The following is a 21,183-nucleotide window of genomic DNA, read 5'->3' on the forward strand; positions in this document are numbered from 1 at the left end:
GGCTAGCCTTCTGTCCTGTTTAAAATAACCGTTTTCCTTTTTTGTCTATATAAAACCAGATGCCGTTTTGTTTTACCAGGGCTACTCCATCTTTAAAGGCATACACATCCTGATACACTTCCGGAAACAGTACCTTTCCCTTAGTGTCTATATAATATCCTTTTCCGCCTTTCATCACTGCAAAGTTTCCCTCACCTGAATACATCTGATCATAGCTAAAAGGAATGACTGTTTCTCCTTTTTTGTTGATGCACCCATATTTTCCTGACACACTGACTATGGCCAAACCGTCATAAAAGTCATGTAGACCCGTGTATTTCATCGGGATAACCAGGGTTCCTTTTTTATTGATAAACCCATAGTTTTCACTGTCTTTCAGGTGTACCGCCGCCATTCCGTTAATAAAATCAGGATAACCATCATAAAGCAAAGGCACCACGACTTCGCCTTTTTTATTAATAAAACCAGCTTTTTCATCGCGTTTTACCATTCCAAGACCCTCCTTAAAATCATAAACATAGTCGTATTGAGGCGCAATAACGATTTTCCCCTGCTTATTGATATACCCTTTGCCCGATTGTCCGTAAAGGCTAATGGAGGCCAATCCGTCATTAAAAGACCCCAGTTTGTAAACATCGTATTGAACCGGCTTTCTGTTATTCATAGTATCCATGATATACCATTGTCCGTTTTCTTCAACGGTAGTTATTTCCTCACGAAAGTAACTGGCATGATCATAAATAACAGGAATAACTTCGTTTCCCTTTCTGTCGATATAGCCCCATTTTCCTGCTAATTTTACCAACGCTCTGTTACTCTCGTCAAAACCATCAATAAAATCATATTTGAGGGGTACTATTTCACGGCCTGTACTATCTACAACACCGTGTTTTTTATTCACTTCAACTACCGACAACCCCTTATAGAATCCGTATACAAAGTTGTATTTACAGGGTACAACATTACGCCCTTTTTTGTCGATATATCCAGATAGTTTATTCATTTCCACCGGGGCAAATCCATTTTGGAACGGTTCCAGTTTGGTATAGCTGGCCAAAGGATTTTCGTTCCTGTTTATCTGAGTATTGCCCTGTACACAGCTAAAAAGCGTCATAACGGAGCACAGTGCCATTATCTTGTTTAGAATATTCATCTGTTTATCCGTTAGCAGAAGCCATTATTTTATTGATTTCAAAATCCACTCTTTCTATGATCCACTCTTTTTCGCTAAGCAGTAAATCGTTTAAAAGATTGTTGTTGTTTTCATTAAAATCGATGAGCACATCATCTAAAAATTCGGTTTTAATTTCAGAAACCCGAAGCGGATTACTCCTGTCTAACGGACCAATTTTAGAGACGGCGCTTTCCAATCTGTTTTGAGTGACATAATTCCTTAATTCCGCTACAATAAAAGACAAATCTTCTGTCTTAGAGGAAATATCCGGAACGAACGACCATTTTTCGGCCTCATGAAATTTATCTTCTTCGTCAAACTCAGCGTTTTTAAGTTTTACTATCGGTCTTGATAAAAGTGTGCTCTGATCGATTTGATTAAAAGGTTTGATCACCACACCTTCAATTAAATTGTCCTGTAATTCCGGAAGTTGAAATTCTTTCGGAATCGTGGAGTTTATTCTGATATTGAAGTTCATCGCTTCAGTAAATTTTCCAATGAATAATGGTTTGGCATGAAATATTCCAAACTGCTTAAAATACGCCAGTGACGTTTCATAATCCAGATAATATTTCGAATCGGAACCATTTGTTTCAATGGCAATATCAAAGGCACAAAATTCAATTGCTGGCGTATAATACACTCCGGTTTGAATGGCATATAAATCCTTTATAACATTGACTTCCGGATGCGGATATTTGCCGCCAAACAATTCACCGTAAACAATATATTTTTCCCCGATTATTTCGTTGCTCAGCTGCTCAAAGAGACGAAGTATGGCATCTTCTAATTTGTTTACAACCAATTGAAAACCAAAAAAATCGTCTGTCCACATCAGGTATTCTTTTCTTTTAGCAAATTTCAAAGTACCCTTTTCATAGATGAAACTAAAGTTTGCTCCATGGACTTTTTCTGTAACAACCCATTTTAATTTTTCCATTTCGGAAAAATCTTTTTCACTTAGCCCTAGTTTTTTCATGCTACTAGGCATCTTTTCATATCCTGAAAATTCACTCATTATTTTTAATTTACGCTAACGCATTGCTGCCTGTTAAAGTTGCAACACTTTATTACTGATGCTTACAAATATATTGGAAAGATCAGAAAGAAAAAACGGAATATGCAAACAAAAAAACATTCTCTTTTCTTGTCGTTTTTTTAGCAGGAATGGATCACACCCGAAGCATTTTGTCAGGAAATATAAACAACTATATATTTTAATTTACCAATATCCATAATCATATTGATCATAATTAACATGGAAAAATTATGCCTGATCCCTGAATATAAGGGTCAAAATTAATTACATTAGCAAACCCGTTTTACGAAATACGGCTCTATCGCTTTTCACGAAAACAGGTAAAAGCCTTGTAAAAAACAATGTTTAGACACCATATTGACAACAGCAGCGTATGAAAATGTACATTATCGTAAAAGACAATATTCCTGACAAATTAGTTCCTGTAATAACAGCACACGCCTCATTAGCCTGTTACCGAAAATTTGAAGAAAATGAAAATATGATAAAATGGATCAATGGGATATTTAAAAAAGTAATCTGCCTGACGAATGAGACGGAATTTGATAACCTTAAAAATGAAACTGATTTTGTAGTCTTAACGGAATCTTCTCTCGATAATAAAGAAGTTAGTTTGGCATTTTGCCCAAGAGAGGAATATCCGAAAAAGTTTAAGTTTCTAAAAATGTGGACACCCCAAAATATATAGAATGGAATCCTTAAATTTCCCGTCCGAACGCAAAGCCCGAAAACGCTGCGACACGATAACCAATCATGCTAAAAAGACAACTGATTTATGGCAAGTGAATTGAAAATTTTCACCATTTACAGCATTCAAAAGGAGGAAAAATACTTCTTACTTCAAACGGAACGACCGGGTTTTTCGAATGCTTCCCAAATTCAGGAAAATGCAGCCGACAAAATCGAGCAGAATAAACGGGAATATATTCTGACCCAAATTGGAAAAAATTATAACCGGAATGACAAGACAAACTTTGAATTTATTGGCGAATTTCAAGGCTATCCAATTGGTGACAAGTTATATGCTGACAAAGGAAATATTGAACTGGATATTTACTATATGGCGACAGAATCCGGGTGGCCATGGATTATTCTTGGTACAGCAAATTCTGAAACCGGATTTTTAACCGAATTAAACGACGACGACGATCTATTAAGACTTAAACCTATTGGAGCAGTCAAACAAATTAAAGCGATATTCCTGACGGAAAAGGACTTTGACCTTTCAGAAATCGATAATTCTGAGACAAAAGGAAACAGCCATAACACGGATTTGGCGTAAATTTAATAAGACACTATAACAAACAAAAAAATATGTCATTTTTCAAGAAACTTTTTGGTAAAGAAAATAAACCGGAACCTGAAACTACAGAGGCGATTTTGCCCTGGATAGACTCCTCAGAAAACCCCTGGAACGTAAAACTGCTTGACTTAAGACCTATTAGTCAGACAATGCTTTCAAGTTCGCAAAACTCACAAATGGCTACCAACGCCATTTCTTACGGAGGAGAAGACGGAACATCTTTTTGGGGAGAAAAGCCAAAAAATAACAGAACAATCGTATCTGACCTGACATTTCCTATTGATGGTTCTTTAGCACCGGGAGTATTATTTAAACCTGAGGCAATGGAGCATAAATGGGCCATTTATTTTGATGGCGAATTTTTAATTTTTATTCGCAGCTGGTTAAGGGAAGTTTTTGTTTTGGCTAAAACATCACAAAGAAATAACACCTTAATTATCGAGAATATAATCGGTGAATTTACGGAAGGTGAAACAGAAGCATTCACGAATTCATATTTAAATTTTCTATTGATCAGCCATGCTATCGGAGAAGTTATTCCTGCACCTTTGCCGGAAGAATTAAATTTGAACACCAGAAATGCCGGACTCTGGGCATTTTCAAGTTATGGTAATATGGCACACTTAGGGGTTTTCGATGAAACATTTGTAGCCCCAACAACAGGAACATTGCGTTCCCATTCTTTATTGCATATTGCGGCAGCAAAATCTGATATCAATGGAATTGTAGCGCAGGTCAATAATGGAATAAATATCAATTCTCTGGCTGGTGACGGATTGGCTACGCTGCATTGGTCAATTGTAACAGAAGGTGTTGAACCCATGCAAAAACTATTAGAATTAGGCGCTGACCCAAATGTAACGACAATCCAGGGTGCAACACCCATTATGAACGCAACACAATCTAATAAAATAGAACACCTGAAGCTATTATTAAAATTTGGAGCGTTGGTAAATGCAAAAGACAACAGAGGATTTACAGCTTTGCATAGGGCTGCAGAAATGGGGCATACAGCAATAGTAGAATTGCTATTGATGAATGGTGCTGACAAGAATATTCAAACAGAAGGCCACACAGCATTGACTTTGGCTATTGGAAGGGGAAACAAACAAATAATTGAACTTTTAAATTAAAAAATCTCGATCCGGCAGAAGTGCTTCTATAAAATACAGGCTAAAAAACGGTGGATTTTGATGCTGTAAAAGTGTATCCGTTTTGAATTAAAATAAAGAAAACAAAAAAGCGCTGAATCCATTCAGCGCTTTTTGTTTTTTGAGTTATACTAAGCAATCGTATAAACCTGTGGTTTAACTTACGATTAAATCTTAGTTAAAATGACCACTTTTGTATCTCCGGAAAGTACATATTTCATTTTCAAAGTAGTATTGGTCAATTCCATAATTTCGGCATTGATGGCAGACCCGTTCGGATATACTAATGTCATCGAATTGTTACTTTTATTCCAAACTCCCGTATCAATTGTTTCCTGGCAGTTTGGATTGTCAAAATAATGATCTTTGATGACATTACCGGCAAGTATTTCTGTGTAATCTTTGGAACAGCCTGAAGTATGCTGATAATCATTTAAAACTTCCTGACTGTTTGTTATTTTTCCTTCTTTTGTAAATTGCCATTTACCTTCAATCTGAACGGGAGCTTGTTCCGGCGAGGAATCGTCGTTACTACAAGAGGATAAACCAAAAATTAATACAATTGCAGATAAAGACAGGCTTTTTAATTTAAACATAATTTTATTTTTTAAGAGTTTTCTTTTATTTATTCTGATTTTTAATCGCACAAAAATAAAATATATAATTAAACAGGCAACCTGTTTTTTACCCGTTGTACGTTCTAATCAATGCTAATTTTAAGAATATTGCTTTTTCTATCCCAAAAAACGTGCTGCTGCATCGGATCAGGCTGTTATGCTGAAGCCAAATAACCGCTGTCACCCGGTAATATATTCCAATTGTGGTCTGATACACTAAAAAATAATGCCCTCCCACCCTGCCGACAGTTAGCATATTTGTATATTTTTGTTGTACTGCAACCAAACAATAATTAATGAAAAACTATTAAAACATGAAAAAGAACAGCACATTAGTATTTGTTTTTACCATTATAGCAATCATTTTAGGAGTAACATTGTTTAAGCAATTCGACTTTCAGAATCTGAAATTTGAAAAACCGGCATTAGCTGTTGTGTATGGCATCACCTTTATCATTTCCATCGCATTCCTCTTAAAGCATTATAAAAAGAAATAACAGCAACCCTCATTTTATATGGACACACAAGAGCAGATCAAAGTGTATATCGGCAGTCAGCCGGAACCAAAACGCAGCGACATGCAAACGTTGCACCACCTCATTCTGGAAATCATGCCGGCATGTAAATTATGGTTCCTGGATGGTAAAAACAGTGAAAACAAAACGGTTGCTAATCCGAATATAGGATACGGCTTCTACACAATAAAATATGCCGACGGAAAAACCAGGGAATTTTACCAGATTGGTATCAGTGCTAACAAAACCGGAATCTCGGTCTATATCCTTGGTATTGATGACAAGACCTACTTAGCCAAAACGTATGGAAAAGAAATAGGCAATGCGAGCGTGACCGGATATTGCATTAAATTCAAAGCGCTAAAAGACATACACATTGAACCCCTTCTGGCCGCAATACGATACGGTTTTGAGGCGCAGAATCAAAACAATTAAGCAAATCTGTTAACGGTAATTGGTCGGCAATATAAATTGTATCGGGCAAACCAGCCGTAATTTTCATCCTGATCCTCTGGAATAATCACTATAACCACACAATCAGGCACATCCACGCAACACTTCAAATTTTAAGATATAACAGCCAAAAGTATATAATCCTGTTATCGTTTTATTTTGTTTATTTGCCCGTCAATCATCAAAACGAACAATCACTAATGAAACGCATTTTACCGGCAATCTTTATGCTGGCACTTTCCAATAATGCAGGTGCCCAAAAGATTTACACATCCGACATCACTAATTTCTGGCTGGCATACGACAGCATCCAAAAGACGGATAACAATAAAACGCAGGTTCTTGAAAACCTCTTTTTAAACAAAAAAACAGAAGGGCTGAAAGCCTTTATGGCCATTAAAAAATTTGACGAAAACGATTATCTGAAAGTCATTGAAAAATACCCTCAGTTTTGGAATACAATCCGTCCCAACACGGTAATTGATGCTCAAAAAATTAAGAAGATCAATACAGCGCTGAAAAAACTAAAAACGCTTTATCCGAATAATTCAAACGGAAATATCTATTATACCATCGGAACGCTAAAATCCGGCGGTACAACGAACAATCAGGATTTGCTTTTAGGAATTGAAAAAATTGTAGGCGACAAAAACACGGTTGTTTCAGAGTTTGAAAATGAAAACCTCCGGAAGCTGTTTCAATTTAGCAATGCTGCTCAATTAGAACAAATTACCATTCACGAATTTATACATACTTTTCAAAAAGCGGGCGAGATCAATGTTTTGTCGAAAGCCATTAAGGAAGGTTCCTGCGATTTTATTTCGGAGCTGACATTAAACAAAAAATTCGTTTCGCACTACATTGCTTACGGGTATAAAAATTATGATGCGGTACAGACTGCCTTTAAAAAAGAAATGCTGAGCCAGAATTTCGGGAATTGGTTTTATAACAGTGATGTTAGTGAAAATCCCGATTCAGGCTATTTTACCGGCTACGTAATTGCTAAAAAATACTACGAAAACGCAAAAGATAAGAAAAAAGCAATCCGGGACATTATTGACCTGGATTTCAACAATGAAGCTGCTGTTCTGGAGTTTTTAGAAAAATCGAAGTATTTCAAAGACCCGGTAAATGCCCGGCAAATAAAATCGGACTATAAAAACAGTCAGCCCAAAGTTGCCCGTATCGTGGAGTTTGAAAACGGCGACCAAAATGTAGACACCGCTATCAAACAGATTCATATTGTTTTCTCCAAACCGATGTATGAAAAGGTTTCGATTAACTTTTCTAAAAACGGAAAAGACCATTTCCCGTTAAAAAATATCGTAGGTCTGGATGCGGGAAAAACCATCTTAACACTCGAAACGGCTGAATTGAAACCAAACACCGAATATGATTTTTATATAACAGACCGGGGAACCAAATCAATCGATGGCTATCTGTTTGCAGAACCGGAATATAAAATTTCATTCCGGACAAAATAACGGATTGCTGCTACAGGTTCCCACCATTAGGAAACAAGACATTAATCATATCATAAGGCGTTCCGCTTTCACTACAAAAAACCGATACCACAAGTTATCGGTTTTTTTGTTTTTCCCGAATGACATACGAACAAAATAACGGTCAAAGAAAATCCACACTACCGAACTACAACACTTATAAACAAGACATTAACACCTCTTAAATCATAAATCAACCGACCAGAAATCAGGTATTTATACGGTTTTACGACATCAGGTATTTACACCTTATCGCATAAAAAGGCATCCTTTTATCTTTGAGATAAGTCCTGAATTAATAACCATAAATAACCTGAAGTCAGATGGCCTTAATCAATTTTTTTGCCAATCCCGAAAGCTATACACCGGAGTATTACACTACTGTTTTAGATGCCGCGGCCGGAATAGCCGCCCCCTTTCTTGTACAACAAAAAAACCAGACCTTTCCCGGAATAAACGTAACCGGCAAACAGGTCTTTTACAACGGTAATGCTTTTACGGTAAGCACCCATTACATCAATCCCGGTAACGGATATTATATCCCTACGCCGGATACTTTTTCCAATGTATGGCCCAAAACCAATCGCTTCCCTAATGCCGCTTATGATGCCGCAACAGCTTCTTTTAATGCCAATATCGATTGCGTCGGTTTCGCATCCAGAGTGCTCATCGCAACCGGCAGTAATGATCCGGCACAAAATGCCTTTTGTTTGTTTCAAAATCAGGTCAACCCCGATGCGGCACATTTTTCAGCACCGGGCTGGGTTCCTTCTGCCTTTGAATTTGCAGTAGCCCTGCCGGTACTTCGTCCGGGACGCTGGACTTATGTTTGTGGCAATGTTTATGTACCCAACATACAAAAACAGGAAACCGGAAAAATTTATAACGGCGCTCCAAAAGGCGGTTTTTCCAATGCCCAGGCTGGCGATATCGTTTGTATGGCCTATCAGGGCGGGGAATCCAACGGTCATTTTATGGTACTTACCGAAGCTCCGGAACAGGTATCCCTCAGCCTGTTTGACAACTTAGACAGCGCTGTCAGTAAGGCTTACCGCATTTCGGTATACGACAGTACCGCATCCGGCAGCTCCCTGCATTTTAACGATTCCCGGGCCGGTGATAACGATACCGACTCCGGCGTTGGCTATGGTCAGCTCTATATGTTCACCAATAGCAGCGACGAGCCACTCGGTTTTATTTTCGGTCCCTGGAAAGGCGGAATGGAAGCCCCGCACTACCTGTATAATCCCGATGTAGCACAAACATCCAACCTTGAAGTCGTTGCCATATCACTGGGTCGTTTTCAATAACCTTACTATTCCAACAAAAACAACATTTATGCAAACTCAAACTCAGACAACAGTAACCGATAATCCGTCATGGAACATCAAACACCTGCACGAGCATCTGCAATATGCTGCCGATCTGGAGCTGTGGACGATCCCGTTCTATATGTCGGCCATGTACTCCGTTATCGACCGTACTTCCGATTCCTTTCAGCTGATACAGTCCATCGTGAATCAGGAAATGTTACACCTGCAAAGTGCAGCCAATATTGCCAATGCTTACGGCTATTCGCCAAAGATCACACCGCCGGTATATACCGGGCAGGCCATTCCGCATCTTGATTTTAACCTGGATGTGCCCAATCCCACCAGCGAATACCTGCCGTATAGTGCCGAGATCGGTCCGCTCGACATTTCCCGTATCAACGCGATGTGTCTGGTAGAATATCCCGATTGGGATTCTTCCTCAAAACCTTCTCTGAAGCAAAATGTAAAAGAATACGCGAATATCGCCGATTTCTATAAGGCACTGGAATACGGAGCCGGGCAATTCAAAAATCAGATCAAAGGTGGTATCCGCCAGGTCAGTCATTTTTCCGCCTTTTACCGCAACCTTTCCAATATGAATGTTACCGAAAACGGAGCCGATGGCTTTTATCAGGTTAAGATGCTGATCAACCTGATTACCGATCAGGGTGAAGGTGCCAGTCAGCAGGTACAGATCAAGGACGCTTTTCAAAACACGGCAGATGATAAGTTTATGGAAGAAGATCACTTTGCTAAATTCATGCAAATCAAACAGGCCAAACAGCTACAGCCCACTTATCCCGTGAAACCGGAAAGTGAATACACTGCCTATGACCAGGAATTGCTACAGATCCTGAAGGAGCATTTTGCCGAATTATGCCGCAGCATCGAGCTGCTCTTTGCCGGTGAAAATCCCGAAGACTTTGTCCGCGTAATGATCAGTGTGGGCGCAGCCATCCAGAACTGCTGGAAAAACGGCGTTACTCCTCAATTTAGCTAAACTTAACCTACCAAAACTATGTCATCTAAAATTTTCCGTATCCATCCTACTATAAATTTTGCCCGTATCGGTACCAGCGACGAATATTATCTTTCGCCGGAAACCAGTGCCGGATTACCCGTAAAAGATACCAACACTACCGGCGGACTGCCCATCAAGGCAGGAACCGAAAATACGGCTATCGATATTCACGACCTGAGGGACAAGGACGGCAACCTGAAACGCCAGGCAGCACGTTTCCGCCTGTATTATTACGAACTGGCAGACAGTAGTGTTTACCCCTGCCCCGACAAACCTGTAGAGATCGTAAAAGGCGTACGCCTGGCCGATGGACGTGTCGTAAAAGATATTGTATGGACGGTACACCTGGCCAACAAAAAATCGGCTGCTTATAATGTCGTGCCGCTTGTGGGCATCGATGCCTATCAGGACGGCAAAGTACCTCAGCTGCGCAATCCGCAGGTATATGGCGATATCAATTCTCCTTCCAGACTTAACAGCCTGATGATCGATCCGGGTCCCAGAGCCGTTTCGGCAGGGCAACAAAACAGTGTCGACTTCGACAGTAGCAGCAAACCGACCTATGCCCATAATGGCGTAATCACCCCGATCGACAGCTATCCGCAGCATTTTCCAAAAGGGAAATTGTTTTATCCGGCCGGTAAACTGGAATCGTTAGGCTCCGTACAAACCGACGAGCAGGGACGTTTGCTGGTATTAGCCGGAAAAGGCTGTACCGCGGCACAATATGACGAATACGGCGATCCGGTTCCGCTTACCGGCGACCTGAATAATGCCAGCTGGTTTGACGATACTTCCGACGGACCGGTAGCCGCCACTATTGTATTTGAAGACGGATCTACAGAAGAAGCTTTTAATGCCTGGGTCGTTTGCTGTGATCCTGCCTATGCTCCGCAGATTCGAAATGTAGTTTCCATCTGGGATGATGTGTATGATACCTGGGTAAGGGAAATGAACCTTCAGCCGGAGCTATACAATACCAAGACCAACAGTTTTAACCCTGCTTACCTACCCGCATTTGAATCGATGGTCCGACCGGTTTTCAGGGCGGCCTTGTTGCAGCGCTGGACCGTTAACCTGCCCAAAATGGCTGTGCGGGCGCATGAAGCGGTCGATGCCATTACGGCAAAAGACAATCCGGATCGTACCATTATGGCCGGATTGAATTTCGTCCGGAACCCGAATGCCACGCCAACAGAGGTAAACACCGGCGTACCGCTGATGCCTTTATCCGTAGGCGATGCCGGCACCTCTTTTTTAACGGTAAGCAAAACACAGTATTTCTTCCTCGAGCAATGGAGCAGGAAAAAATATAACGAAGGTAACGGCCCGGAACTCGGTCCCGGTGAAACACTGGACATGGCTTCACTCAGCAACTGCCTGGGCGGCCGTTATGTACCCGGTATCGAAATGAGCTATGTGGTGCGTTGTCCCGAGATCTACCATCAGGATTGGAAACAAAGCGGCGCCGGTCCTTTCCGGGTAAAAGCCATTCCGCTTGATTATAGCAAAGCGGTAACCGCGGCACCTTTTCTTAGCGGCGGCTGGTTTCCGATGCAAAACAACGCTTCCGGCCTTGAACCCGGTGATCTTTCCAAGTTTATGGCGATACCGTGGCAAACGGATTATAATTCCTGTTCCATCCACCAGCCGAGCATCAATACCGGTGGCGTGAACATGACCAACGGAAGCGGTACTACCCTGTATTGGTCATGGCCGGCACAACGTCCGGATGCCGTGTATGTTGCCGATGAAGTTGTAGACAATGTGTTGCCACACCAAAAATGGGCTATCCGCGGTCCGGGCACCTATGCCTTGGATCCGAAAAGTGCCAGTACTTTTCAAAAAGCACTACAGGCTGTAACCGACTGGCATAAGCTGGGTATCGTGATTCAGGGAACCGCTATCGGTCCCGATTTCGATCCGGAATACTATCTGGAAGTACAAAACCAGTTTGACGATTCACTTATTTCGGATAATCCTATCCTGCAATGGCCTTTTAATACCAATCCACCCAAATCATAGTTTTTCAGGTGAACGCAGATACTTATGATATTGTTATCCTCGGAGCAGGTCCCGCCGGACTCGCTGCAGCCATTACTTTAGGCCGGCATACCGATCTAAAAGTATTGGTTGCAGATGCCGGTCTGCCCGGTATTGATCGTCCGGGAGAAAGCATACCGCCCGCAGCGCTTTCCTACATCAATGCGCTTGGACTGTCGGAATCTTTTAGCAACGGACAGCATTTCAGTTATCCCGGCCATGCATCGGTATGGGGACGGAATGAACCGGGTTATAACGATGCCTTGCTTGATCCTATGGGACCTCCCTTCCGGTTAAATCGGTTGCAGTTCGACCAAATGCTGGTTGCCGCACTTGATGCCTGTCCGAATGTAACGCTTGCCTGGAGACGCAATTATATAAAACATCAGCCTGATACGGATACAGCAGGTTACAGGCTTTTATTTGCCGAACATACTATCCAAAAACACCAGCAATTTACTGCCCGGTTTGTAATTGACGCATCCGGAACCCGTGCCCGTTTTGCCCGTGCTGAAGGTGCTGTACGCCACATCGACGATCAAATGGTGGCACTTATCGGTATGCAGAAAATTACCGACGGACATCTTACGGCTCAGACGCTCATCGAAGCCGAAGAAAACGGCTGGTGGTATATGGCCCGGCTGCCGGAAAACCGGCTGGTGACGTTATTTGTCACCGAACCGCCATTATTAAAACAGACCGGTTATAATGATGCTGTATACCGTAAGCAGGCGCTCGACCGTACGCTCCTGTTATCCAAACACCTTTCGGGTATAAAGCTGCAGCAGGGCAACTGGTATCATGCTCCGGTATATTCGTCGTTTCTGGAAAAGCCTTACGGTTCCCGCTGGCTGGCTGCCGGCGATGCCGCCGCCTGTTATGACCCTATCGCCGCTCAAGGCATTCATAAAGCCTTATCGCTGGGCATACGCAGCGGAAAACTTGCCGCCAGGCTCTTTGAATCCGGATTCCGGGATAACGAAGCAATGCAGGCTTATGCCCTGCATAGTAAAGAAGCCTACCGTACTTATTTTACCCATAGAACACAATTGTACCACAGCGAGCAGCGCTGGCCAAATGCTCCATTCTGGAAAAACCGGCAGAAATCCGGTAATAATTCTTTAAAGACAAACGGTGTGTTTTTAGGTAATGCCTATCTGTAATACCGGTATTCCCTGTTCCCAAACTATCAGGGTATTTATTTTTATTTATTTTGAGTTACTTAGTAACACTATACATTAAAATATTCGGTTGGAATCCTCCTCTGCTGACAACAAAAAACGATAACAAAAGTTGTCGTTTTTTTGTTTCAGACCAACACTGAAAACTTACTTTCATAAGATATAAAACAAATCCGGAGATTATACAAAAATCGTCGGATTACGGTTTTCCGTAATTGAATCAACGTGACAAAAGCTAATTTTCGCTTCTATAAGAAGACGGGATGGAAAGACAAGATGTATTTTTTGCCCTGTCTTCATTTTGTTTTTTCAAAGCACGATTATACATCTAATTCTTTAATACAATGGCACGAATAATTCTCCAAAACGAAAACCTAAATCTGGACACCAATAAGAAACAATCCGTTTCTATGGGATTCACCAGCGACAGAGACATTTTGAAAAAACGTTCAAAAAGATATCTGGATATGATTGCCGGTCTGGATGCAAAAACATTAACTGAAACAAAAGGAATGAATGAACTGATGAATGCCATACAGGAAGAATTTGGCACAGCCGACATTGCAAATTTGCCTTTGGGAATAGTAGCCAAGTGTTTTCTGGGACACCCTCACGAGGTACACACACTTGATTTAAGTGGAAGCCAAATAATCAAACATTATAAAATCGGAGAATCTTTGCCTGATGGTCTTGAAAAGGCACGGGCACTTGCCAAACATAATGCTTACGCATTTGTGGAAGTATATCGGGATAAAGTGATTCTCATCAGAGAAGACGGAACAGCAAGTAAACTTTAAACTAAGAAGTAATATGTCACAAAAAGTCATTTCATACGCAGACCTTTCCATTATAAATAATGCGTTACGGTCAATCAGTTCAGATATGAACGGAGTTCATTCCGAATTAGGAACTCTGAATTATAAACAGGATCAACTTGAAAACGAATTAACAAAACTTGTCGATGCTTTTGCTGATTTTGTTGAAACAGATTTAAAACACAAATCGTTACAACTTGCAGAAACACGGCAAGGCAATCTGAAACAGGATCTGCAGATTAAATTTGGTTACTATGCCGAAGTCCGCAGAATGGCAACAGGTATTCTACAGGCTGTGGACACAGGCGTTGTAAGCGATGAAACGTTGCGTTTCACAACAGAAGAAGTGATGATTAAAGCACCCGGTTATTGGTTATCCCCCGCTTTGGTAGCTCTTGCATCCTGGATTGCTAACGACAAAAACAATAATGTTAAAGCATTGAACGAAAGTTTAAAAAGAGATGATTACAAGACAACCCTTTTCTTTCTGTTGGTAATGCGCAGGCTTGCAAGAAATGAAGCCAGTTTACAATGGTTAGAGCGCTATTTCATGCACCAAAACCCGCATAATCTTGATCGGGAATTTATCATTATACTTGAAGCGGTAACAACGGGAATCTTTCCTCCTGCATCAAGACAACTGATGATGACCAATGTTAAAAATTGGTTGGATCAGCTTACGCAAAGCGACAATTATATTAATGAACAAAAAGCCCAGTGGGTAAATTTCTTTGAAGCAAAAGGACCTTTGCCTGACGGTAAATATCCCTTACTTGAAGAGTTTGCGACAAATTGGAATGCTCTTGAAACATCAATCAAACAATCCAAAACACACGATATTTTAAAAACGCATTTCAATTCTATTTTTGCTTCGTCTGCCGGCTTTTCAAAAGCAACCAAAATCCAGTTAGATGAAATTTTGACTTTACTTGTTACCAATTTTGATGATGAAGAACTGCCTTTGCAACAACAAGTAAGACTAAATCAGCTTATTATTCAAATGGAAGGTGATAAAAATGCCGCACAGGCTTTAATGGATACTGAAAAACACATTTTTGATGAAAAGGTTGATTTACTGCAAGTTCTTACAAATGCTGCCTTTAATCCCGAATTGGCAGGAGCAACTAAAGCCACACAGGCACTTGCCGTTTCAATCAGTCAGTCCTGGATTGTTGAAGCACACGACACCTTTACGGCAAACAGCAGAAACAAAGTTCCTGCAACAATTGAATTGCATATTGACAGCTTTAAAACCACTACTCAAAACGGAAGTGATGAAACAGAGCAACTCAAAAAGCACGAAAATTATTGGGCAGATTTTTTGAAAAACGAATTGAATAAATTGTCTTTTCCTTATGGAAGTATCATAATTGGCACTTTGATTTTTTTACTTGGTTTTTGGGGATTTAGCATGCACTTCATTGTTGGACTTGCCGGGTTTGGTATTGGACTTGTCCTAATTTATAACGCAATCAACAATCATAAAAAAATGAAACAAAGCATAAAAGACAATATTGAAACACGTAAAACAAAATCAAAAGAAGTCTTGAGAGGCTGTATTGCAGAAGCTGTAGATTACAGAAAAGAATCAGCAACAGAAGATGCAAAAGCAGAAGAATTACGCCAATTGCTTATTGCCATTACGCCTGAGGATTTTTCAAGCATTTCAAAAGACACTAAAAATATTTTACAAACAAATTAATTGCAAATACAATGGAAAATAAAATCCTTTTCGGCAATGGTTCAGAGCAACCTGAAAATACCGATACCAATCATAAAAAAGAAAATCAGGTGAAACCAAATTTGTTTCAAGGAAGAACAGCAGCAGAAACTAAAGGGGCAAAATTTCCCGATTGGGACATTGTACCCCCAAATCAGCTTATCAACCCCAGAATAAAACAACATTAATGACTGTCCCCACAACATATTCCGATTGGGTTACTGTTCTTGAGCACTTTGGTAATGGCGATGATACGGTACTTACAGCCATAAACGAAGGCCATTTTGTTTTAGATGCAGGAACGGCACAACGTTTTTATACAAGAGTGGAAGAAGTTTACAAAAAGCGAAAACAAAATTGGCTGGATAAATTTCAACGTTCTTTTCAAATGCAAAATATCAAAACGGATGATGATTTTGGAATTGCCTTGCGAAATGGAAAACAAAATCTTTTACCGCTTTCAAAATTCATATTATCAAAAGGATTACCCGAAGATTTAAGAAAAGCATTGCAAAAAGACCTTGACGATTTTGTAGCCGAAATCAAAAAATCGCTGAAAGACAATGTTTCCAAAACAGGCAACGGCAGAGAAAAAATGCTGGTAATACTGAATACATTCGGATTACCCGAAATACAGCAGGAAGAACAGGTTCCTACAGCGTCCGGAAATAATTTAAACGAGGAAAATAATATCATTTCCCCGACAATCAGAAAAATAATATTTTAGTATGGCACACAAAGCAGAATTTAAAACTTCATTGCTGCGAATGTTTCGGGCAAGAATACCATTTATAGCGATACATAGCCTGGAACGAACCAGGGTTTTGGAAGTAGTGCAACAATTAGCGGAAGAAATAAATATCCCGATTTACGTTCATAGTTTGTCACACGGCATGATAGATATAAAGACCCGGAAAGGTGTAAATGACGACCGTTCTGTTGCCGGAGGAATTGACTTTGCCGTGCAAAATATTGCTCAAAGGCAAAATCTGACTTTTATTTTTACGGAAGTAAGCGACATTGAAGACGATAATGTTGTTTCCCGTCATATTTACGATTGCGTTGTACAGGCAATAGAAAGAGGCGGAAGTATTTGCGTTATTTCCACCAAAAGCGTCTGGTCACAGTTGCAACGTTTGGGCATGACATTGACGCTTGACCCGCCTAACGAAGAAGAAATGCTTGAAGTGGTAAAGGAATGTGTAACTCCATACAAAGGTTCTATTCCTATTGAATGGGAAGAAAGCGACTATAAAATGGCGGCAACTGTTTTAGCTAATATGACCAAAATTGAAGCCGAAAATGTGTTGGCAACACAAATGGCAAAAGGTTCTTTGATCAAAGAGGACATCAAAGAACTGAGTCAGGCCAAAGACAAATTGTTTAGTGATATTTCAGGACTTGAAAAGGTAAAAATCGATTCCAATACACTTTCTGTTGCCGGATTGAACGGATTGAATCACTGGCTGGATAATCAGAGACAACTTTTAACTGCCGATCTGAAAGCAAGAAAATTACGCCCGCCAAGAGGTGTTTTATTAATTGGCGTTCCGGGCTGTGGAAAATCCTTATCTGCAAAATTTATCGCAGCATCATGGAATTTACCATTGTATCGTCTGGATTTTGCTTCCATTCAGGGAATGTATGTCGGACAATCTGAAAACCGATTAAAAGAAGCCTTTGCTTCTGCCGATAATGCTGCACCTTGTGTTTTATGGATTGACGAAATTGAAAAAGGGCTTGCAGCAAATGCCAACGATTCTTCAGGCGTTACGACAAGAATGATTGGGCAGTTTCTATTTTGGTTGCAGGAAAGCCTGGCAAAAGTGTTTGTAGTGGCCACAGCAAATGATGTTACCAAGTTACCGCCTGAATTACTCCGCAAAGGACGATTTGACGAATTATTCTTTGTAGACTTGCCGGTAGAACAGGAACGAAAGGATATTATCAGTCTTTATATCCGGAAAAATCTTTTGCCAGAACCATCATCAGAAACCTTTGATAAATTAGTTGCTTTATCAGACGGCTTTGCGGGTTCAGATCTTGAAGGAGCCGTAAGAGATGTTGCAATACAGGCAGTTATTCACGGAAATGAAACCGTAAATGATGATTTGTTTGAAAAGTGCTTTAAAAATATTGTCCCTTTAAGTAAAACAAGCCCTGAACAAATTGAAGCCATAAGAGCCTGGGGACGGGAAAGAGCCGTACCGGCTTCAGGCTTTACCTGGGAAACAGCATCTAATGATAAAGCAATCGGTAAACGATCTATTATTATATAATGCAGATCAAGTTTTTCACTTTGTAAAAATGCCAAAACCGGCATTAAATATTTAACGATCTCCTCTTTCTTTACAAACAAAAACCGATAGTGAAAACTATCGGTTTTTTATTTTATTAGGAGAAGAGCGTTAAAAATTATACGATAAAGTCTACGTTTTCTTTGTACCATTCGCTAAGAAAATTTCTATTCCGACCACTTGAGTAGGTTCATTGCTTTTAGGAAATTAATACTGGTTTAGATTGGTTATTGGCGGAAAAGGACGGGCAAATTTCCATTCGTTCCTGATCCCGAATCCAAATACAATTTGGTTCGTAAACTTCTTCCTAAATCCTTTTAGATCCCAGAAAAAAAACAATACAACGCGAGGTGAGTTTAGTGACTAATTATTCTTTTTCCAAATTCCAAATAGAAAAGACAATGTACCCAACTCTTTATCATAATGCTTTTATTTAGTTTTGCTATTCTAATATAACCAGTTATCGGTACTTTTACTATAAAAAAGAAGGAATGAAAGAAGAACTAATATTCAGTTTACATGCCATAAGTCAAGATTACTTCACAGCGTTTGGATTATTTACTCTGTTGTATCTTATTCTCAAAATCTTCATTAAAAAGCCTATCTTGAATCAAATTGATGAGGAATCAAATAAATTCATTTCACTAATTGGGCTTATATATTTAGTTATATATATCATTGGAACAATTGTGGAACTAAATTTAATGAATGAAGAAGACAAAGTATTATTATTAAACCGAATGTTTGGAAAATATTGGTTTGGCTATTGGTTTCAACCGTTACTTTGGGTTGCCATTACACAGCTTTTAAGAATTAATCACATAAGAAAAAATATTTTTATTAGAATTATTTTTAGTTTTCTGCTGATATTCTCAATTGAAAAAATTGTGATGCTAACTGTTGTGTTTCATAGAGATTATCTTCCAAGTTCCTGGACAATGTATAATGATTTGTTTTTTTATCCATCAAACTTAATCCTTTCTTTGGTGTTAAAAATTATTATTTTCTTATTATGTGTTTATATATTCAATTTAATAAGACTTAAATTAAAAAATCTGAAAATTAAAAACGTATAAATGAAAGATATACTAAAAAAATATTTGATTTCTTCAAGCATCAAGGAATTTCAAATCAAAATATAGAGGCAAAAAGTGCTTATTTCCATGAAGATTTATTTAGACAAGTAGAATTCCTGCCAAGAGAAAATATGGATAGCTTGAGAATTGAAAACAATAACATTTCTGAATTCGCTCAAAAACATTCAAACGAAAATGGTTATACAGATATATACACAAGAGAGGATGGAAATCGAATAGAAATCGCTCAAAAGAAAATAAGGTTTGACAAAATTGATTTGTTACTCATAAATTTAGGAATGAGAAGAATTGAAAATGTATATTACTTTTATGGTTCAACAAGAGAAAAATGTCAAAACACAATTGCTTATGAATTAAAGTCTGCTGAAATCTTTATTATGTTTGAAAATAATTTTGTAAAGAATTGTTTCATTAATGGATTTAGATTTCACAAAAACGAAGACGATAAATTAGAGTTTCAACGCATATTCTCCAAGATTGGGACTGAATTTAGTTTAATCCTTAATGATTGGGATTTAACAAAAGTTATTGATTTAGAAGACCAAAATGAAATTAAAAAATATCTAAACGAAGGATTTTAAAAATAAACGTTATCGGTGAATCGATTAAAGAGTAAATGTATTTAGTCACAGTTCCATGTTGGGAATGTGACTAAACTATTAATATTACAATAATTGAGAATGATGGTAATAAAAGAAATGGTTCAATCTAGTATTGATATATTCTAACTATCGCTTTTTGATTACTTCAGGTTATTTGGTAAAATATATTAAGAGATGGAAATATAACTCATTTCTTTTGTGTGCATTCAGCAATGTCAATTATCAACACTTTTTTGAATCACTTACTTTCATTTATCGAAATACATATTTTAAAGATTGTGGGCGATAATAACTTCCTTTTTCAAAATTGATTGACTGTTAATTATTGGAAAAAACGCCCACGCACCTGATGTTCATCGCGTTGCAAAACAGCAGCGGCTGCTTACAAATATAAAGAATTAAGTAAATGCCCCGGTACTGCCTTATTACAGCAATTAAGCCCGTTTGCTTTAAAATTCATTATTCCCATACGCTACTATTTTATATGCCGCCAATAATCGTACATTTGAAATCAGGATCAATTTAGAGTAACGAAGTATAATAAATATGGGAAGCGACCTGAATATAAAATTCTATGATGAACTGTCGGAAGATTATCATTTAATCTTTGACGACTGGGAAAGTGCCGTAACGGGCCAGGCAAAAACGCTGGACAATATTATCCGGCATTTTACCAAAACGGAACCGGTGACCTTACTGGATTGTGCCTGCGGCATAGGCACTCAGGCTATTGGCCTGGCAAATCTCGGATATCAGGTACAGGCAACCGATCTAAGTCCGAAAGCAGTAGCAAGAGCCCGTGTTGAAGCCGACAGGCTGAATGTGGCGCTATCATTTGGCGTAGCCGATTTTAAAACCCTGAACACTGATGTTGAAGGTACTTTTGATGTGGTGATTGCCTGCGATAATGCATTACCGCATTTACTGGACAAAGCCGACCTGCTTTTAGCGGCTGCAAACATACTGTCTAAAATGAAACCCGGCGGTGTATTCCTTGCCAGCATCAGGGATTATGACAAAGTACTGGAACAAAAACCGCTCAGCACCCAGCCTACCGTAAAGGAAACCGGCGATCAGAGAGCAATTTCTTTTCAGATATGGGACTGGACGGAAGACAATGTTTATACCGTTAACCATTTTATGCTGAAAGGCAAAGATGAAAACTTTCATACCTCGCTCCGGACAACAAAATACAAAGCCTATCAAAGAAGTGAAATGACGGCCATCTTTGAAAAAGCCGGATACACCGGTATAAAATGGCTGATGCCGGACGAATCCGGGTATTACCAGCCGGTACTTGTCGCCCGGAAAGCATAAGCAACGATCAAATGCGAACAGTC

21 protein-coding genes are annotated in these 21,183 nt (G+C 39.4%); 18 read left to right on the forward strand and 3 right to left on the reverse strand.

Translation table 11 applies throughout. From position 1 onward, the window contains the following. Positions 1–19: 19 nt before the first annotated feature. Together B3394_RS02380 and B3394_RS02385 are read right to left on the reverse strand one after the other, a co-directional pair. Entirely contained in the window at positions 20–1,153 is a 1,134-nt protein-coding gene (locus B3394_RS02380; protein WP_286912607.1) for a WG repeat-containing protein, read from the reverse strand. Positions 1,154–1,157: 4 nt separating this feature from the next. Beyond that, positions 1,158–2,153 (reverse strand): RNA ligase family protein, encoded by a 996-nt coding sequence (locus tag B3394_RS02385; protein WP_286912609.1) that lies wholly within the window; start codon positions 2,151–2,153, stop codon positions 1,158–1,160. A 433-nt stretch (positions 2,154–2,586) separates the two neighbouring features. Here B3394_RS02385 and B3394_RS02390 point away from each other — a divergent pair, with 433 nt between their 5' ends. From B3394_RS02390 to B3394_RS02400, 3 genes are all read left to right on the forward strand, one after another. Beyond that, on the forward strand, positions 2,587–2,901 hold the full coding sequence (locus B3394_RS02390; protein ID WP_286912611.1) for a hypothetical protein: 315 nt from the start codon (positions 2,587–2,589) through the stop codon (positions 2,899–2,901). An 87-nt stretch (positions 2,902–2,988) separates the two neighbouring features. Beyond that, complete coding sequence (locus tag B3394_RS02395; RefSeq protein WP_286912617.1) at positions 2,989–3,495, forward strand: hypothetical protein; 507 nt, start codon at positions 2,989–2,991, stop codon at positions 3,493–3,495. A 32-nt stretch (positions 3,496–3,527) separates the two neighbouring features. Beyond that, the gene (locus B3394_RS02400) at positions 3,528–4,649 is read left to right on the forward strand and encodes an ankyrin repeat domain-containing protein (RefSeq protein ID WP_286912620.1); all 1,122 of its coding nucleotides are present in this window, start codon (positions 3,528–3,530) and stop codon (positions 4,647–4,649) included. A gap of 185 nt (positions 4,650–4,834) precedes the next feature. Here B3394_RS02400 and B3394_RS02405 read toward each other — a convergent pair whose 3' ends face one another. Then, on the reverse strand, positions 4,835–5,263 hold the full coding sequence (locus B3394_RS02405; RefSeq protein WP_273246767.1) for a lipocalin family protein: 429 nt from the start codon (positions 5,261–5,263) through the stop codon (positions 4,835–4,837). Positions 5,264–5,598: 335 nt separating this feature from the next. On the opposite strand from B3394_RS02405, the gene B3394_RS02410 reads away from it, so the two are divergent. The 15 genes from B3394_RS02410 (at position 5,599) to B3394_RS02480 (ending at position 21,160) form a co-directional block, all read left to right on the forward strand. Continuing rightward, positions 5,599–5,781: a hypothetical protein gene (locus B3394_RS02410; protein WP_286912622.1), complete on the forward strand. Its 183-nt coding sequence runs from the start codon at positions 5,599–5,601 to the stop codon at positions 5,779–5,781. An 18-nt stretch (positions 5,782–5,799) separates the two neighbouring features. Further along, the gene (locus tag B3394_RS02415; RefSeq protein WP_286912624.1) at positions 5,800–6,234 is read left to right on the forward strand and encodes a DUF1801 domain-containing protein; all 435 of its coding nucleotides are present in this window, start codon (positions 5,800–5,802) and stop codon (positions 6,232–6,234) included. Positions 6,235–6,452: 218 nt separating this feature from the next. Further along, on the forward strand, positions 6,453–7,736 hold the full coding sequence (locus tag B3394_RS02420; protein WP_286912630.1) for an Ig-like domain-containing protein: 1,284 nt from the start codon (positions 6,453–6,455) through the stop codon (positions 7,734–7,736). A gap of 341 nt (positions 7,737–8,077) precedes the next feature. After that, positions 8,078–9,064, forward strand: a complete 987-nt coding sequence (locus B3394_RS02425; protein WP_286912632.1) for a hypothetical protein — start codon at positions 8,078–8,080, stop codon at positions 9,062–9,064. 28 nt (positions 9,065–9,092) lie between these two features. Continuing rightward, a complete protein-coding gene (locus B3394_RS02430) occupies positions 9,093–10,067 on the forward strand; it encodes a ferritin-like domain-containing protein (RefSeq protein ID WP_286912634.1) in 975 nt (324 codons plus the stop codon). Positions 10,068–10,085: 18 nt separating this feature from the next. Then, positions 10,086–12,113, forward strand: a complete 2,028-nt coding sequence (locus tag B3394_RS02435) for a LodA/GoxA family CTQ-dependent oxidase (protein WP_286912635.1) — start codon at positions 10,086–10,088, stop codon at positions 12,111–12,113. Positions 12,114–12,121: 8 nt separating this feature from the next. After that, positions 12,122–13,294, forward strand: coding sequence for an FAD-dependent monooxygenase (locus B3394_RS02440; RefSeq protein ID WP_286912639.1), 1,173 nt, complete (start codon positions 12,122–12,124; stop codon positions 13,292–13,294). Positions 13,295–13,656: 362 nt separating this feature from the next. Then, on the forward strand, positions 13,657–14,109 hold the full coding sequence (locus B3394_RS02445) for a hypothetical protein (RefSeq protein WP_286912646.1): 453 nt from the start codon (positions 13,657–13,659) through the stop codon (positions 14,107–14,109). 289 nt (positions 14,110–14,398) lie between these two features. Beyond that, on the forward strand, positions 14,399–15,829 hold the full coding sequence (locus B3394_RS02450; protein WP_286912648.1) for a hypothetical protein: 1,431 nt from the start codon (positions 14,399–14,401) through the stop codon (positions 15,827–15,829). An 11-nt stretch (positions 15,830–15,840) separates the two neighbouring features. Beyond that, the gene (locus B3394_RS02455; RefSeq protein WP_286912652.1) at positions 15,841–16,035 is read left to right on the forward strand and encodes a hypothetical protein; all 195 of its coding nucleotides are present in this window, start codon (positions 15,841–15,843) and stop codon (positions 16,033–16,035) included. Beyond that, positions 16,035–16,574 carry a hypothetical protein gene (locus B3394_RS02460; RefSeq protein WP_286912659.1) on the forward strand — a complete coding sequence of 180 codons (540 nt, stop codon included), beginning with the start codon at positions 16,035–16,037 and terminating at the stop codon, positions 16,572–16,574. Before B3394_RS02455 ends, B3394_RS02460 begins: the two co-directional genes overlap by 1 nt. Position 16,575: 1 nt before the next feature. Further along, on the forward strand, positions 16,576–18,126 hold the full coding sequence (locus B3394_RS02465) for an AAA family ATPase (protein WP_286912660.1): 1,551 nt from the start codon (positions 16,576–16,578) through the stop codon (positions 18,124–18,126). A 509-nt stretch (positions 18,127–18,635) separates the two neighbouring features. Further along, positions 18,636–19,220 carry a hypothetical protein gene (locus B3394_RS02470; RefSeq protein WP_286912661.1) on the forward strand — a complete coding sequence of 195 codons (585 nt, stop codon included), beginning with the start codon at positions 18,636–18,638 and terminating at the stop codon, positions 19,218–19,220. Positions 19,221–19,360: 140 nt separating this feature from the next. Next, entirely contained in the window at positions 19,361–19,822 is a 462-nt protein-coding gene (locus tag B3394_RS02475; protein WP_286912666.1) for a hypothetical protein, read from the forward strand. 567 nt (positions 19,823–20,389) lie between these two features. Next, positions 20,390–21,160: a class I SAM-dependent methyltransferase gene (locus tag B3394_RS02480; protein WP_286912668.1), complete on the forward strand. Its 771-nt coding sequence runs from the start codon at positions 20,390–20,392 to the stop codon at positions 21,158–21,160. Positions 21,161–21,183 lie beyond the last annotated feature (23 nt).

This window comes from Flavobacterium sp. UBA4197, from assembly GCF_002379575.1.
GTDB classification, from domain to species: Bacteria; Bacteroidota; Bacteroidia; order Flavobacteriales; family Flavobacteriaceae; genus Flavobacterium; species Flavobacterium inviolabile.

Bases quoted from the DNA above. Each gene is read 5' to 3' on its own strand.
- B3394_RS02380 (WP_286912607.1), bottom strand. From the start codon at position 1,153: ATGAATATTCTAAACAAGATAATGGCACTGTGCTCCGTTATGACGCTT.
- B3394_RS02385 (WP_286912609.1), bottom strand. From the start codon at position 2,153: ATGAAAAAACTAGGGCTAAGTGAAAAAGATTTTTCCGAAATGGAAAAA.
- B3394_RS02390 (WP_286912611.1), top strand. From the start codon at position 2,587: ATGAAAATGTACATTATCGTAAAAGACAATATTCCTGACAAATTAGTT.
- B3394_RS02395 (WP_286912617.1), top strand. From the start codon at position 2,989: ATGGCAAGTGAATTGAAAATTTTCACCATTTACAGCATTCAAAAGGAG.
- B3394_RS02400 (WP_286912620.1), top strand. From the start codon at position 3,528: ATGTCATTTTTCAAGAAACTTTTTGGTAAAGAAAATAAACCGGAACCT.
- B3394_RS02405 (WP_273246767.1), bottom strand. From the start codon at position 5,263: ATGTTTAAATTAAAAAGCCTGTCTTTATCTGCAATTGTATTAATTTTT.
- B3394_RS02410 (WP_286912622.1), top strand. From the start codon at position 5,599: ATGAAAAAGAACAGCACATTAGTATTTGTTTTTACCATTATAGCAATC.
- B3394_RS02415 (WP_286912624.1), top strand. From the start codon at position 5,800: ATGGACACACAAGAGCAGATCAAAGTGTATATCGGCAGTCAGCCGGAA.
- B3394_RS02420 (WP_286912630.1), top strand. From the start codon at position 6,453: ATGAAACGCATTTTACCGGCAATCTTTATGCTGGCACTTTCCAATAAT.
- B3394_RS02425 (WP_286912632.1), top strand. From the start codon at position 8,078: ATGGCCTTAATCAATTTTTTTGCCAATCCCGAAAGCTATACACCGGAG.
- B3394_RS02430 (WP_286912634.1), top strand. From the start codon at position 9,093: ATGCAAACTCAAACTCAGACAACAGTAACCGATAATCCGTCATGGAAC.
- B3394_RS02435 (WP_286912635.1), top strand. From the start codon at position 10,086: ATGTCATCTAAAATTTTCCGTATCCATCCTACTATAAATTTTGCCCGT.
- B3394_RS02445 (WP_286912646.1), top strand. From the start codon at position 13,657: ATGGCACGAATAATTCTCCAAAACGAAAACCTAAATCTGGACACCAAT.
- B3394_RS02450 (WP_286912648.1), top strand. From the start codon at position 14,399: ATGGCAACAGGTATTCTACAGGCTGTGGACACAGGCGTTGTAAGCGAT.
- B3394_RS02455 (WP_286912652.1), top strand. From the start codon at position 15,841: ATGGAAAATAAAATCCTTTTCGGCAATGGTTCAGAGCAACCTGAAAAT.
- B3394_RS02460 (WP_286912659.1), top strand. From the start codon at position 16,035: ATGACTGTCCCCACAACATATTCCGATTGGGTTACTGTTCTTGAGCAC.
- B3394_RS02465 (WP_286912660.1), top strand. From the start codon at position 16,576: ATGGCACACAAAGCAGAATTTAAAACTTCATTGCTGCGAATGTTTCGG.
- B3394_RS02470 (WP_286912661.1), top strand. From the start codon at position 18,636: ATGAAAGAAGAACTAATATTCAGTTTACATGCCATAAGTCAAGATTAC.
- B3394_RS02480 (WP_286912668.1), top strand. From the start codon at position 20,390: ATGGGAAGCGACCTGAATATAAAATTCTATGATGAACTGTCGGAAGAT.